Consider the following 15,005-nt stretch of genomic DNA (forward strand, 5'->3'; position numbering starts at 1 on the left):
TCCATTCCTGAGCCCGACCCCGGTCCGTGCCCGCCGGACTGCTGCACGGACACGGACCCTGGCTTACGGCAGGGCTAACCTATTTCGACGACAATCTTCCCTGACTGTTCGTTTGACTCCATATAGCGGTAGGCGCCAACCACTTGGTCGAAAGCAAAGACGCGGTCGACTCTAGGCCTCAGGGCGCCGGAGCTAATCCCCTCGAGGACGAATTCGACACCTCGCTGCCGCTCATCGGCCCGTCCGACGTGGTTGAACATTGAGTACGGGTGGAAAACCGATTGAGTCCTGCACATTGCGGCCATAGGGATGACAGGCTGTAGATCGCTCAACGTTCCGTATCCGAAAATGATGGCGCCGGGTGCGAGGTGATGGACGTAGGTGTCGAGGGACTCTCCTCCGACAGGATCGAACGCGACCCGCACGCCTTTGCCATCGGTGGCGCGGTCGATGACCTCGCCGAGGTCCTCGGCTCCCACGAGGGCTACTTCGTTCGCGCCTGCCTCGAGGAGCAGCGATCGCTTCTTCTCCGAGCGCGTCGTCGCGACCACTTTCGCTCCCAGTGCGCGTGCGATCTCGATGGCGCCAAGACCGGCCGAACTGGCGGCGGCCGTGACGAGCACTGTGTCTTCAGATCCGACGGTGGCTACTTCTGCGAAGGCGAAGTAAGAAGTGAGATATTGCATCCACACAGAGCATGCCTGGGCATCCGAAAGTTCCGGCGGTGCAAGGGTTAGGTAGTCTGCCGGGAGGACGGCCGTTGTTGCCTGCACGCCGTCGGTTGTCGTGAAGAAAGGAATGCTCGTAACGCGGTCGCCGATGCTGAAGGCGGTGACGTTCCCGCCGATCTCGGTGACGGTTCCCACTGCCTCGGAACCAATGCGCGAGGGGAACACCGGGATCGTGTAGTGCTCCCCGTGAATGAACATTAGATCTGCCCGGTTGAGCGCAAATGCTGCGACGTCGATGCGGACGTCGTTTTCGCCGACTTGACGTGGAGAAGCGGCTTCGACGGCGAGCACTTCGGGGCCGCCTAATTTGCGGAAGACAACCGCGGATTCCGGCCTGCTCATCGCTGGACCAGCGAGCAGTTGGGTTTAAGGGGGGACAGGCGTCCGATAGGGACATGGTAAGCGTGGGTCACCATGGGGTTGATACATAGGATCCGTCTGGACATAGCCGTACCTCCGTTTATGCGTGGTGCTATATGCCACGTTTGATTTTGATTGGTTAGCCGGCGCTGCTGCCGCCGGGGTTACGGGAAGGATGCGGTTACCCGTCCCCGCATTGCTGGTGATCCGCAAGGGTTCCCTCGCCTGCCTCGATCACGGGATGTCGAGGCAAGCGAGGGCACCGGAGTAACTCCGGCCAAAGATGCGCGAGCGGCGCAGGGGCTCTGTGCCGCGCAAGCAGTCGGCGTGACGGGTGGTGCAATGTATTTACGAGGACACCGTGGTCATTGACACCATGTGCTTTGGCTCGAGAGCCGGGAAGAACCGCTGGCGTTCTTGAGCCGTGGGCCCGTCGTAGCCCAGGCGCTTGCTGTGCGTCCAACCGAACCGACGAACCGAGTCGACGAGCTGCTCGGCGTGTTTGAGCGGGGCCACAGTGGCGTCGATCACGGGTACGCCAATTTCCTCTTGAACCGTTCGGAAGAATCCGAATTCGGCCGTGCAGCCGAGGATGACGACGTCTGCGCCGTCCTGCTCCACGGCCTTGCGGGCTTCGATCATGATCCGCTGTTCCGTGAGTGCCGGGTCCGCCTGGAAGTCATCGACGCCCATCTCGAGCACGCGCCATGAGGCAAGACGCTCTGATGCGCCGCAACGATGGACGTTTTCGGCCATCTCGGGAATCCACTTTTTCCGTCCGACGAGGATGGAGAATCGCTCGCCCAGACTTCCGGCGATGCTCAGCGCCGAGTGCGCCGGGCCTACAACCACCATGCGATCGGTGATTTCGCGTGCGGCTCGCAGGGCCGGGTCGTAAAAACAACCGATGACGGCGGCGTCATAGCCTGCTTCTTCCGCCCACCGCACCGTCCGCAGCAGCTGTGGAAGCATAAGTGCCTCGAAAGCGTTGTATTCAACGTGGGAGGGTCCCTCTCCGTCAAGGGAAACGACATCAACTTCGGTGCCGGGACGGACTATCTGGCGGAAGGAATCCGCCATCGCTCGGTTGTACACATCGGTGTAGAGCGGGTTGATCCACAGGATTCGGGCGTTCTCCGAGAGATCGTAGAGATTGTCGGTGGTGGTGATCATTCCAATTCACTTCCTTCGGTTTCGGGCAAGAACAGGCCGAGGATGACCGTGGCAAACAAGAACATGTTGATAAACAGAATCGTCGAGGTGGCTCCGGCGGCGGAGGCTAGGAGGAAACCGACAAGACTCGGTGCGACCGTATTTGCGACGCGCTGACCGAAAATCCCGAACCCGTAGCCTGAGCCACGCATGGCCGAGGGATAGAGTTCGCCCATCCACGTGTCCCAGACACCCCAGGCTCCCAGGGCGAAGAAGGCAAGAGCGAACATGCCGATATACATCTCGGTTTCGGTTGCGGCTGTACCGAAGAAGAAACCGCCGCCTGCCGCTGCGAGGACGTAGATCGTGAATATCCATTTGCGGCCAAACCGTCCGGTTAGGTAGGAAGCTGTCATGTATCCGGGGATCATGAGGACCGCGCTCAGGGCAATGAAGGAAAAGCTTGATGAGGCGCTCAGTCCTCGCCCTTCAAGCAATGTTGGCATCCACGATTGAAGTCCCCAGTAGCCCCAGGAGAAGGTGAAGTTGATGAGGATTTGGATGACCGTGATCCGGCCCATCTTTCCCTTGAAGAGGCTCCAGATAGACTGCTTCTTGTCCTCCGACACGGTGAAAATGGTGCTACGGGAGATGTCGCGTGCTCCCAGACGGTCGAGGACATCGTGCGCGTCCTCGTTCCGCCCCTTCCTCGCGAGCCAGTACGGGGATTCCGGAACGACTTTGTACAGAACGATGCCCCACAGGCTGGCAAGTGCGCTAACGGCAATGACCCAGCGCCAGCCGTGCCCTCCGATCAGAGCAGCGGTGCCGAGGGCGGCCAGGATACCGATCGGCCACCCTGCGGCAAGATAGACCGTGGCCCTTCCGCGGACCTTAACCGGGAGCAGTTCTTCACAATAGGGGAAAGTCACGGTGAACACGCCGGAGAACGCCAGACCTGCGAGGAAGCGAGCCACCGAGAGGGTCTCAAAGTTCGGTGCGAAGCAACTCAGGAGCGTGAAGACGCCATAACCGGCGAAGCTCCATGCGCACGTAGCTTTCCTGCCGATCCGGTCAGAGATGGGCCCCCAAATTAGTGAGCCGGGGATCATGCCCAGGAAGAGCGCCGAGATGGCGATTCCTACCTGCGTCATGCCGACCTGCAGGCTAGTAGCCAGATCACCAGAAACGTAGGTGAGCATGAGCATCTCCCAGGCTTCGATCGCGAAAGCAATGAAGAGGACCGCGCAGATCTTGAAGTGGATGGACCCGAAAGGCATGTCGCGGAACGCGTGCCCGACGGCCATGGAGCGAGGTGGGCTCGCCGTCCCGGGCGCTTGCCCTGAAATGAGTGGGTCGATACTGGACATGTCTTGACCTCCGATATTTTGGACAGGATAAGAAGTACACGCAGGGTTCTGCACGGAGAACAGTCCGGATATCAGTGAATTCACCTCGGAGCAGCTCACCAAGCCTCCACTGGGCAGGTCGTCCTAGCCTCCCGCCGAGTGATTGCACTCACACTACAAACGAGGTGCGCTCAAGCAGTGTTCACTTTGCACTTTCTTGATCCAACCGATTGGGCGTAAAGCACTGCTCGTCTAAACGCGCACTCTCTGCGCAGGTCAATAGGAGCCACGGTTTGTTTCCAGCACTTGTGCCTGCCCCGACCAGAATGGCTCGTGCCGCTACATCCCACCCGGAAGGGTCTTCGTTGTCGTCCTGAGGAGTGGCAAGCGCCAATTCAGTAAACCTCACGCCGATGGCGCCGAACCCACCGGCCTCAACAGTTCTGGTGCCCGAACACCGGCATTATGCACACTGCCCGTCCAGCTGTAGCTGAATCATGCAGTATGCCCACCATCTTGGTCGGCCCCGTATGTACCGTGATCTCTCACACACAAAGTTCCATTCCAAGACCATGAGGAGATACACATGCCGAACTACAGGGTGTCGATGGATATCGGCGGAACCTTTACTGACATTGTGGCGTACGACCAGGACGCGGGAACCTACGCGGCTACGAAAGCGTCCACCACACCGGGAAACCTGAGTGCCGGAGTCATTGCCGGCCTCGAATCGATAGTTGATGATCTATCGGACATCGATTTCCTGGTCCACGGCACCACCCAGGGCCTGAATGCGTTTCTGGAACGTCGTGGGGTTCCCGTGCTACTGCTGTCAACGGCCGGCATCGAAGATACCTATCACATCGCCCGCGGCCCCCGTCTTGAGCTCTACAATGCTCAGTACCGCAAGCCTGCCCCGCTGATTGAGCGCAAGGACGTCATCGGCGTCGGTGGCAGGTTGGACAGTCAAGGCCAGGAACTCGTGCCCTTGGACGAACTGGCAGTTCGCCAGGCAGCGCGCCGGGCAGTGGATGAGGGGTACGGCGCCGTCGCGGTTGCATTCCTGTTCAGCTACAAGAACCCCTCGCATGAACTCCGGGCCCGCGAAATCCTGATCGAGGAACTCGGACAAGAGTTCACAGTCTCCCTTTCGCACGAAGCAGCCAAGGAATGGCGCGAATACGAACGCACGTCCTCCGCCGTCGTGGAGGCTTATACGGGGCCGGTTGTACGCAACTACCTCCTGGACCTGGAAGAGAAACTCGCTCACCGGGGAGTGGAAGCCCCGCTGCACATCATGCAGTCCTCCGGCGGCGTCCTCACCGCCGAGTCCGCCCGTAAGCGCCCGCTGCAGACGCTGCTTTCCGGCCCCGTCGGCGGTGCCATGGGCGATGTCGAACTGGCGGGTGTCTCGGGCAGCCGCAACCTCATCGGTGTGGACATGGGCGGCACATCCTTTGACGTTTCCTTAGTGGTTGACGGCAAGCCGGACGTCTCCACGGAGGCCCACCTTGAAGGTCTGCCGATGCTCATGAGCGTTGTCAATATCCACACCGTCGGCGCTGGTGGCGGCTCCGTCGCTTGGCTCGAAGCCGGCGGCCTCCGGGTCGGACCACGTTCCGCAGGAGCCAATCCCGGGCCGGCCTGCTACGGCCGCGGCGGGACGGAACCCACCGTTACCGACGCAAACCTCGTGCTCGGCCGTGTCGACCCCGACTGGTTCGCCGGCGGACAGGTCGCCTTGGACCGTGAAGCCGCGATAACAGCCCTGAAAACAGTCGGTGACCAACTCGGGCTGGACCCCATTGCCATGGCCGAAGGCATCTGCGACGTCGCCAACTCGCAGATGGCCCAGGCCATTCGGACCATCACCATCTCCCGGGGTATCGAACCCCGCGACTTCTCCCTCGTGGCATTCGGCGGAGCTGGACCCATGCACGCCGTCTTCCTCGCTAAGGAGCTTGGCATCCCGGAAACGGTCGTTCCCCGCTTCCCCGGCGCTTTCTCGGCCTGGGGCATGCTGCAAACCAACATCCGCAAGGACTTTTCCGAACCCTACTTCTACCTCGACGAAGACATCGATGTGGCAGATATGGCTGGCATCCTGCGCTCGATGGAAGTCGAAGGCCTGTCGTCACTGGTCTCGGAAGGGGTCCCGGAGGAAAGCCGCGCCACGACGGCGTCCGTGGACGTCCGTTATCAATCGCAGGAGTTCTCCCTGAACGTTCCGCTGACGTCCGCTGACGAACCCGAGTCTCCCGACTTCATCGCCAACCTCGCTGTTCGCTTTTCCGCGATGTATCACGAGCGCTACGGCCACTCCAACCTCGGCGCCCCGATCGAAATCGTCACGCTGCGGACGCAGGCCGTCGGCGACCTGGGACGGCTGGAAGCTCCGAGCTACGTCACTGCACGGGGGCCGGAGTTCAAGCACGAAATCCGCCAAGTGGTCTTTGACCACGTCGAGCACGACACCATCGTGGTCCGCCGGGACGACCTCGGCGCTGGCCACACATTCGAAGGACCCGCCATCATCGTGGAGCAGACCGCCACCACCGTGGTTCCCCCCGGGTTCAACGTCAAGGTCGACGAGTTCGGCTCACTGGTCATCCGCTCTGAAAACGTCGAAGGAAACTGAGGTACTAAAAATGACAATTACAGCAGTCAAAACCCTGGATCCCGTCACCGTGGAAATCATCCGCAACGCGCTCACCAGCGCCGCGGATGACATGAACGCCACCCTGATCCGTTCCGCTTACTCACCCATCCTCTACGAGGGCGGGGACTGCGTCGTGGCCCTGCTGGACACCGAACACCGCGTGCTCGGACAGTCCGCCGGCCTACCGCTGTTCCTCGGCAACCTCGAAACCTGTTCCATCGCCGTGGAGGAGATGTACGGCCGCGCGGTCTGGCAGGAAGGAGACATTTGGATCCTCAACGACTCATACCTGGGCGGCACCCACCTGAACGATGTGACCCTTTTCGCTCCGATCTTCGACGAGGGCGCGGTGGTCGGATTCGCGGCCACCCGTGCGCACTGGATGGACATGGGGTCCAAAGATGTGGGCGGCTCGATGGATTCGACCGACATCTTCCAGGAAGGCTTCAGGATGGGGCCGGTCAAGCTGGTCGAAGCCGGTATAGAGACTTCTGTCGTTGACCTGATCCGGACCAACGTGCGCTTCCCCTACCAGACCATTGGTGACATGCACGCGATGATCGCAGCCCTCCGGATGGGGACCACCCGCATGAAGGAGCTCGTGGGCCGGTACGGGATGGAGCAGTTGGATGCCGCCCGGGATGAGATCTTCCGCCAAACGGAGGAAATCGAGCGTGCGACCGTACGCAACATCCCGGACGGGGTTTACGAAGCCGAGGGCTTCCTGGACAACGACGGCATCAATCTGGACACTCCGATTCCGATCAAGCTGCGGATCACCGTAGCCGGCGACACCGTTGACTTCGACGTCACCGGTTCGGCGGACCAGACCATGGGGCCGGTCAACTGCGGCGCCGCCCAGGCCGTCTCGGCACTGCGCGTGGGCTACAAACTCCTTGTCAGCCCGGACTCCAACTCCAACGGCGGATCATTCCGGCCAATGACCACTCAGGTGCGGTCTGGCTCAGTGCTCGGGGCCGTAACGCCAGCCCCGTGCCAGTGGTACTTCTCCCACCTTGGGCTGCTGATCGACCTCGTCTCCAAGGCCATGGCCCCGGCCATGCCCGAACGCGTCGCCAGCGCCAGCCACGGTGACTCAATGATCATCACTGCCGCCGGTTTTGACACCCGCTTCGGCCGGAACTTCGTCACCATGGAAGCCACTCTGGGCGGCTGGGGTGCCTGGCAGGGCACGGATGGTGAATCCGCCATGATCAACAACGTCAACGGCTCACTCAAGGACCTGCCCATCGAGATGCTGGAGACCCGCTACCCGTTCCGGATCAACGAGTACTCCATCCGCCCGAACTCCGGCGGCCCCGGGCAGTACCGCGGCGGCAACGGCGTGGTGCGCGAATACGAATTCCTGGCCGACTGCGTGGTCGGGCTCTGGTTCGAACGGTCAAAGACGCCCGCCTGGGGGCTCTTCGGCGGCTCGGACGCCCAAGGCCCGGAAGTTGTGATCAACCCCGGGCGGCGTGATGAGGTCCGCACCCTGAAGGCGAACGCCCACAAGGTCAAGGCCGGCGACGTCGTCCGCCTCGCCGTGGGTGGCGGCGGCGGCTTCGGAGAGGTCTCCAAGCGCTCCCGCGAGGACATCACATACGACATAGTCAATGGATTCATCACCGAGGACTTCGCCAAGACGCACTACGGCTACTAAGCCCCACCAGCGGATGGGTTCCCATCCAGAAGGGAGGACTCCATGAGTTCCCAATATCAATCCTTCGACGACGTTTACGAAAACGCCCGGAAAGAAGTCGGCGTCACCCTCTTTACCGTCTCAGTCATCGCCGACGACGGCGCCAGCATGGCCCGCGTCTACACCACCCATCCGGATGTCTATCCGGTAGGCGGGAAGAAGACGCTCGACGGCGACACGAACCGGGTGTGGCTTGAACAGGTTCTCAAGGGACAGCAGCCGTTCCTGGGGGCGGACAAGGAAGCGGTCCGCGCATTCTTCTTTGATTCGGAAACGATCGAGTCATTGGGCTGCGGGGCTATCGTGAACGTTCCGGTCGTGAGCAGCGGCCGGACTATCGGATCCATGAACTTCCTCGCCCCTGAGGGCAGCTATGACCAGGACTCCGTAGAGGCAGCCGTGGATGTCGCCCGCCGTTCCGTCCATCTGCTTGAAGAAGCCCTTACCACCGCCAACTAGTTCCTTCGCGGGCGGGTACCAATTGGGGGCCCGCCCGCGCTGGGCCACAGGAAGGACCTACACGTGACCACTCCGGGAAGCCTGACAATACGGAATGCCCTGATCTTCGACGGTGAATCACCCGAACTGATTGAGGGCTCCATCAGCATCCGGGACGGCCGGATCACAGGGGCAGGGCAGGAGGTGGAAGAGGCCGGCATCGTCCTTGACGCCGGCGGCCGCACCGTGATTCCAGGACTTATCGATGCACATTTTCATGCTTACGCGCTCAGCCTGACGTCTGCCACGAACGAGACGGGACCACTTAGCTATTCCGCACTGGCTGGGGCAAGGCGCCTCGCTGCTGCACTGCTCCGTGGATTCACAGCGGTTCGTGACGTGGCGGGCGGTGACGTCGGCCTTGCCAACGCCATCGAGGAGGGACTGTACCCTGGTCCACGCTACTTCTTCACGGGACCGGCGCTAAGCCAAACAGGAGGCCACGGCGATATCCGGGCCGCGAACGACGGAGGATGCTTCCATGGCGGCCACATGTGCGAAGTGGTGGACGGCGCCGATGACCTGCTGCGGGCCGTGCGCCACCGATTCCGAACCGGCGCCACCGCGATAAAGCTCATGACCTCCGGAGGGGTCGTTTCACCGGTCGATCCGATTCGGGTTCCGCAGTACAGCGCGGAGGAAATCCGCGTCGTGACGGACGAGGCTTCCCGGCGGGGCAGCTACGCCACGGCCCACGCATATTCGCCCGAGGCCATTCGCCATTCAGTACTTAGTGGGGTCCGCTGCATCGAACACGGCAATCTGATGGATGCGGAAACCGCCCAGCTCATGGCTGATAACGATGTCTATCTCGTCCCCACCTTGGTGACCTACGAGGCCATGGAACGACGCGGAGAGGAAGTCGGCCTCACCAAGACGGGAGCGGCCAAGAACCGGGAAGTACTGGAGGCCGGGAGGAACGCGCTGGCACTGGCCCGGGACGCCGGGGTCCGGATCGGATTCGGAACAGACCTCATGGGTGAACTGGAGGACGAGCAACTGGCCGGACTCCGCCTGCAGTGTGAAGTGCTTGGCGTGTACGGCGCCCTCCGGTCGGCAACGTCCACCAACGCCACCCTGCTTCGGCGCGCTGACCTGGGAAGCATCACCGCAGGGGCCTGTGCTGACTTGGTTGTGCTGGACGGGAATCCCTTCCGTGACCCCTCGGTCCTCTGGGACGAAAGTAAGGCGCGCACTGTCATCAAGGCCGGGCAGATCGTCTCTCCCGGTGCCCTTCGGGGCGCGGCGGACTTCGCGTTAGAGGTATCGGTCGGCTGAAGGTGGGGCATGGCTGCTGCAGCTGCCGGACGACTTCTTCGTTATCGCTGGAAGTCGTGGCTCACGAGGCTACAACGTCTATGAAGAGATCGGCGAGGCGGCTTCGCCGCCACCGGGCGTGAATCATCCATAGAGGGGCCATGATGTCATCTGGGTCGATGTCCACGGCCACGACTCCGGTGCGGGAGATGTTCGCATTCGAGGTCGACAGGAGGGCGATGCCTACGTTGGCGGCTGTGAGGGCCAGCTGCGTCTCCAGGCTCGTGGCGTATCCCTTAACCAATGGCTCGAAGCCCGCAGACCTGCAGGCAGAGACGATCAGGTCGTGGTACGAAGGGTTGTACTCACGCGGCAGGAAGACCATCGGCTGCTCACGCAGGTCTACGAGTTTGAGGCTGGTGCGTGCAGCAAGGGGATGTTCCTCAGGCATGAATGCCTTGAATGATTCGTCAAGAAGATGTGTGGACACAACCTTGTCGTCCATCGCAGCCGAGCGTACGAATCCGATGTCGATGTTCCCTGCTACCACTGCGCGCACTTGGGCCCCGGCATCCAGGAAATGCTGAAGTTCCACCATGCACCCCGGTTCCTTCCCAAGAAGGCGACGGATAAGGTCCGGCACTGGGCCATTGGCGGCGGCGCCGAGACACCCGATCACCAGGCGGCCAAAAAGCCCGTCCCGTGCATCGAGCACGGTCTCCCGCGCACGCTCCGCCTCGGCAAGAGTTCGACGGCATGACTGGAGGAACAGCTCGCCGATCTGCGTCAGACCGACGTCCCGGCTGGTCCGTGTAAGCAGTTGAACGTTCAGCTCGTCTTCGAGCTTGCGGATCTTCTGACTGAGCGCCGGTTGACTTATTTCCAACTGCTGGGCGGCCCTTCCGAAGTGCAATTCATCGGCGAGTGTACGGAAGGCCAGCATGTCCTTTAGGTCCATAAGGACAGATTATCGCATGAGAACCTGCACCCCATCGACTTATTGATCAGGGAGTTTCAGACTGGACTCATGTTAGAAAAAATCTCCTGCCGACCTGGGCTGGAACCGACGTTCTTGAGATCGAAAGGTCCTGTTCGCAGCTCTCTCGCTGAGTCATTCGTTCAATTGGAAAGAGGTGCATCTGATGTTGTGGACCAAGGAATTTGAAGCTCCTCAGCGGCGGGCCGTCACGGAGACTGGTCCTTCCCGCCCGGCTCCAGCGTCCCCATCTGCGGGTCGACACGTTGGGACCTGGTTCGTACGGTTTGGCCCAACTGTCGTCTTGATAGTCCTCGGCCTGCTGTTTTGGCAGTTCGTGCTCACCCGGGTCAATTTCTTGGGGATTCCTTCGAGGTACCTGGGTTCTCCCGGGGGGATCCTCGATGCACTCGTCACGCTCGTACAGTCCGGCTACACCGGAACCCCGTTGTGGCAGCACTTCCTGGCAAGTATCAGCAGAACACTTTTCGGGGTGGGGCTGGCTACGGTCATCGGGGTGCCGCTGGGACTGGGTATCGGCCTCAACAGGTTCCTTGACCGGCTGGTTAGCCCGATCATCGGCTTCCTTCGGCCCATCCCGGCACTTGCCTGGATTCCGATTGTCGTGATCTGGCTGGGGATCGGTGAACAGTCGAAGGTCTTCGTCATCTTCATGACGGCGGTGCTGTTCGTGTCGACGGGCGCGGCTCTTGGTGTTCGGGCAGTACCTCAGGATTTCTACCTTGTAGCCCGCAATTATGGACTAAGCCGGTTGCAGTTCCTGAGGCAAGTCGTGCTTCCACCGGCACTCCCGCAGATCCTTGCGGGGCTGCGAACGGCCCTGACTGTCGGTTGGGCGGTTGTGGTCGCGGCGGAGTTGATCGGCGCATCGCAGGGCCTCGGCTACATGATCCGTAACTCATCCCAGGTTTTCGACGTCAACACGGGCTACGTGGGGATTCTCCTTATCGGCGTGGTTGGCGTTGCCTTCGAGTACGGGTTCCGTTACTTCGAGAACCGGCTGTTGCATTGGCAGGTCTCCCGATGAACCAGAAGAACATCCTCTCGTCCCGACCCATCAGAGAGCAGACCATGAACGGCATGGAGAAAACGCCGGCCCGCGCGATCGGCGACACGAAGATCACCTTGGCCGGTGCAGCCCAGGCATACTCCGTTCGCGGAGGACGCCGGGAAGTACTCACCGGCCTTGACATCGAAATCAAGACAAACGAAAGCGTCGCTGTTATCGGACCGACCGGCGTCGGCAAGAGCACGCTGCTCCGTCTGATCGCAGGGTTTGAGAGTCCGACCAGTGGCGAAGTGAAGCTATGGAATGACGGCAGGAGCAGCCTCGCGGAGCCCGCGGCGGACATCGGGTACCTCTTCCAGCAACCGGCTTTGTTCCCCTGGATGACGGTAAAGGAGAACGTGCTGTTTGGGGCCAGGCACGCAAAGACGTACGGTGCCGATAAGCAGGCCATGTTCTCCCAAGCCGAGTACTTCATGGACCGGGTCGGGCTTTCCGACGCGGCGGACCTCTTCCCCTATCAGATCTCAGGGGGAATGCGGGCCCGTACGGCTCTGGCAAGGGTCTTCCTCACCCGGCCGAAGGTGCTGCTCATGGACGAACCGTTTGGCGCGCTGGATGCCCTGACCCGTCGCGAGATGTACGTGCTCCTGCGCGATCTCGTGTCGACATCACCCGAGCTCACTACGGTCATGGTCACCCACGACGTCGACGAGGCCATCACTCTGTGCGGAACCATCATGATCATCTCGGGTATCCCGGGAACCATTACCTCGGTATATCGCAGCGGACTCGCAGCGATGGCGGAGTCGGCGGAGGACCTGCAGCGTGAGCCCGACTACGTCGAGCTCAAAGCAGCGCTCCTCAGGTCGCTCAACGCGCGCCGGAATGAAACCAGAACAACCACCGGCACCACATCCTAGCCAAACCCATAAACATCAATTACGAATCAACGGAGATCGAAAATGTCTACCTTTCGTCTGCGTCGGTATGCCACTGCCCTGGCGGCGGCCCTGACGCTGGTCCTCGGACTTTCAGCTTGTTCTTCCGCCGGTTCCTCCGGCGGGGGAGGGGGCGAGACGCCCACCATCCGGGTTGCCTACGCACAGGGCCTGCAAGCCAACTTCTACTATGCCCTCCAGCATGATCTCTTCGCGAAGCACGGAGTCAAGGTTGAAGGCACGAAGTTTGATTCCGGGCCTGCCCTTATCTCCGCCCTGGTGGGCGGCAGCGCAGATGTGGGCTACTTCGGAGTTCCTGCCATGGCTACAGCCAACGAGCAGGGCGCACAGCTCCAGGTCTTCAGCATCGCAAACAACGCCGGAGATATGGCTGCCCTATATGTGAAGCCGGACAGCGACATCAAATCCATTCAGGATCTTCGAGGCAAGAAGGTGGCGACCACCCAGAACACAGTGGCGCACATCTTCCTGCTGATCGCCCTGGAAAAAGCGGGCATGACTCCCAAGGATGTTCAGATTGAGTTCTACGATCCGGCTGGCCTCGTGGCCGGCTTCGACCGCGGGGACCTTAACGCCGTGTTCATGTTCGCCTCGGTCGGCGCCAAGTTCCTGTCCAGCGGAGCAAAGATCGTGAAAGGCACGACGTCGACCGAGCTCGGCGTCCCAGATACCGGCAACTTCATCGCGTCGAAGGACTATATCAACGGCAACAAGGCTGCCTTGCAGAAGTTCCTTGCGGCCGTGGACGAGGCGACTCCCATCGTCAATCAGGACAAGGCGACCTACATCGAGGCGCTCCAGAAGGGCATCGGCCTTGCCGGCGATCAGGCCCAGATCATCTACGACAACCAGCCATCGCCTTGCCTGGTCTCTTCCACGCTTGCTGACCCTGGTTCGCCCGTTTCTCTGACGCCGGGCGCCGGCTTCACGAAGATAACCCAAAAGATGGTCGAAACGATGACCAAACTCGGCATTCTCAAGTCCGCTCCGAACGTCGCCGACTTCGTCACATCCTCCGTCGTGGAAGGTATGGGCAAATGACACAACCATCACATGCCCGGCCAAATGTAGTGATCGTCATCTGCGACGACCTCGGCTACGGTGACCTCTCTTGCAATGGCGGTACAGTCATCGGCACACCCCGGCTCGACGAGCTTGCAGCAGACGGAGTGCGTGCCACGGCCATGTATAGCGGGGGCCCCACATGTTCACCTTCCCGGGCGGCGCTGCTTACGGGCCGGGTGGCACCGCGCACTGGAGTAGGCAGGGTGCTCTTCCCGGACGAGGATACGGGTCTCCATAAGGACGAGATGACCATCGCGTCCTACCTGTCCAGAGCCGGTTATGCCACCGGAGCATTCGGCAAATGGCATGTGGGACAGATGCCCGCAAGGGGTCCGCTTCGTTTCGGCTTTGATCATTACTTCGGCCTGCCGTTCAGTAATGACACGCCACCATACTTCCTGTATCGAAATGAGGAAGTGCTCGAGGACGGCCCGGAGATGTCGTCACTGACTCGCCGCTATGTCGAAGAAGCCATCGAGTTCATTGACAACGTTCCCGAGGGACAGCCGTTTTTCACATATGTCGCCTTCACCACTCCGCACTACCCCTTGGAGCCGGACCCCGAGTTTGAGGGCAGGTCTGCGGGCGGTCCCTACGGGGACACTGTTGAGAGCATCGATCATCATGTCGGAGTGCTACGCGACGCCCTTGAGGAGCGAGGCATTCTCGAGGACACGATCTTCGTGTTCACCGCTGACCATGGCCCATGGTTCGAGGGGTCAACGGGCGGTATGCGAGGACGAAAGTTCGAGACGTGGGAAGGGGGTACGCGTGTCCCGTTCCTGGCGTCGTGGCCAAGGCAGCTTCCACGGTCAGTGGTTGTGGACGCGCCTCTGGCGTCGGTTGACCTACTGCCGACCATTTGCCATTACCTTGGGCTGGATCCCGACGGAAAGCCAGTGGATGGCCAGATCATTGCGGATGCCCTTGAGGGCAGGGAAGCCTCCGAACACGACCCCATCTGGTATTTCGACGGATATGAACTGAACGCGGTCCGCAAAGGCAAGTGGAAGCTGCACCGTCGTCGACAGACTTGGGGAGCGGAGCGATTCGCCACCATGTCCCTGCCACAACTGTTCGATATCGAGGCTGATGCCGGCGAGTCCTATGACCTCAGCAGGAGGCATCCCGACGTCGTCGTCGAGCTTAGCCGCCTCATGGACCAGCAGGAGGGAACCATCGACAGGTCCCATGACGATGGACGCCTTTGGTGGCTCGAAGGCAATGTCGACGCCCGATGAACGGAAACTTTCAAGAAAGGACTAAA

Annotated in this window: 12 protein-coding genes; 8 read left to right on the top strand and 4 right to left on the bottom strand. The window is 61.1% G+C overall.

Features of this window, described 5'->3' with window-relative positions; translation table 11 throughout:
- Window positions 1-74: 74 nt before the first annotated feature.
- The 3 genes from ACZ5G6_RS11525 to ACZ5G6_RS11535 all read right to left on the bottom strand — a co-directional run bounded on the left by ACZ5G6_RS11525 (window position 75) and on the right by ACZ5G6_RS11535 (window position 3,613).
- Window positions 75-1,073, bottom strand: a complete 999-nt coding sequence (locus ACZ5G6_RS11525) for a zinc-dependent alcohol dehydrogenase family protein (RefSeq protein WP_498691675.1) — start codon at window positions 1,071-1,073, stop codon at window positions 75-77.
- 366 nt (window positions 1,074-1,439) lie between these two features.
- Entirely contained in the window at window positions 1,440-2,264 is an 825-nt protein-coding gene (locus tag ACZ5G6_RS11530; RefSeq protein WP_498691679.1) for an aspartate/glutamate racemase family protein, read from the bottom strand.
- Entirely contained in the window at window positions 2,261-3,613 is a 1,353-nt protein-coding gene (locus tag ACZ5G6_RS11535) for an MFS transporter (protein ID WP_223932575.1), read from the bottom strand. Before ACZ5G6_RS11535 ends, ACZ5G6_RS11530 begins: the two co-directional genes overlap by 4 nt.
- A gap of 565 nt (window positions 3,614-4,178) precedes the next feature.
- On the opposite strand from ACZ5G6_RS11535, the gene ACZ5G6_RS11540 reads away from it, so the two are divergent.
- From ACZ5G6_RS11540 to ACZ5G6_RS11555, 4 genes are all read left to right on the top strand, one after another.
- The gene (locus tag ACZ5G6_RS11540; protein WP_498691685.1) at window positions 4,179-6,230 is read left to right on the top strand and encodes a hydantoinase/oxoprolinase family protein; all 2,052 of its coding nucleotides are present in this window, start codon (window positions 4,179-4,181) and stop codon (window positions 6,228-6,230) included.
- A 10-nt stretch (window positions 6,231-6,240) separates the two neighbouring features.
- Window positions 6,241-7,914: a hydantoinase B/oxoprolinase family protein gene (locus ACZ5G6_RS11545; RefSeq protein WP_223932577.1), complete on the top strand. Its 1,674-nt coding sequence runs from the start codon at window positions 6,241-6,243 to the stop codon at window positions 7,912-7,914.
- Window positions 7,915-7,956: 42 nt separating this feature from the next.
- Window positions 7,957-8,412, top strand: a complete 456-nt coding sequence (locus ACZ5G6_RS11550) for a GAF domain-containing protein (RefSeq protein WP_223932578.1) — start codon at window positions 7,957-7,959, stop codon at window positions 8,410-8,412.
- A gap of 63 nt (window positions 8,413-8,475) precedes the next feature.
- Window positions 8,476-9,729 carry a metal-dependent hydrolase family protein gene (locus tag ACZ5G6_RS11555; protein WP_498691689.1) on the top strand — a complete coding sequence of 418 codons (1,254 nt, stop codon included), beginning with the start codon at window positions 8,476-8,478 and terminating at the stop codon, window positions 9,727-9,729.
- A 61-nt stretch (window positions 9,730-9,790) separates the two neighbouring features.
- Here ACZ5G6_RS11555 and ACZ5G6_RS11560 read toward each other — a convergent pair whose 3' ends face one another.
- On the bottom strand, window positions 9,791-10,666 hold the full coding sequence (locus tag ACZ5G6_RS11560) for a LysR family transcriptional regulator (protein ID WP_223932580.1): 876 nt from the start codon (window positions 10,664-10,666) through the stop codon (window positions 9,791-9,793).
- Between the two features lie 184 nt (window positions 10,667-10,850).
- On the opposite strand from ACZ5G6_RS11560, the gene ACZ5G6_RS11565 reads away from it, so the two are divergent.
- The 4 genes from ACZ5G6_RS11565 to ACZ5G6_RS11580 are packed head-to-tail and all read left to right on the top strand — an operon-like array spanning window position 10,851 to window position 14,979.
- Entirely contained in the window at window positions 10,851-11,732 is an 882-nt protein-coding gene (locus ACZ5G6_RS11565) for an ABC transporter permease (RefSeq protein ID WP_223932581.1), read from the top strand.
- A complete protein-coding gene (locus ACZ5G6_RS11570) occupies window positions 11,729-12,634 on the top strand; it encodes an ABC transporter ATP-binding protein (protein ID WP_223932582.1) in 906 nt (301 codons plus the stop codon). The genes ACZ5G6_RS11565 and ACZ5G6_RS11570 overlap by 4 nt, the downstream gene beginning before the upstream one ends.
- Before the next feature lie 42 nt (window positions 12,635-12,676).
- Window positions 12,677-13,714, top strand: a complete 1,038-nt coding sequence (locus tag ACZ5G6_RS11575) for an ABC transporter substrate-binding protein (RefSeq protein ID WP_498691692.1) — start codon at window positions 12,677-12,679, stop codon at window positions 13,712-13,714.
- Window positions 13,711-14,979 carry a sulfatase-like hydrolase/transferase gene (locus tag ACZ5G6_RS11580; protein ID WP_223932584.1) on the top strand — a complete coding sequence of 423 codons (1,269 nt, stop codon included), beginning with the start codon at window positions 13,711-13,713 and terminating at the stop codon, window positions 14,977-14,979. Before ACZ5G6_RS11575 ends, ACZ5G6_RS11580 begins: the two co-directional genes overlap by 4 nt.
- Window positions 14,980-15,005 lie beyond the last annotated feature (26 nt).

Source organism: Arthrobacter sp. TmtSoilC51 (assembly GCF_055388015.1).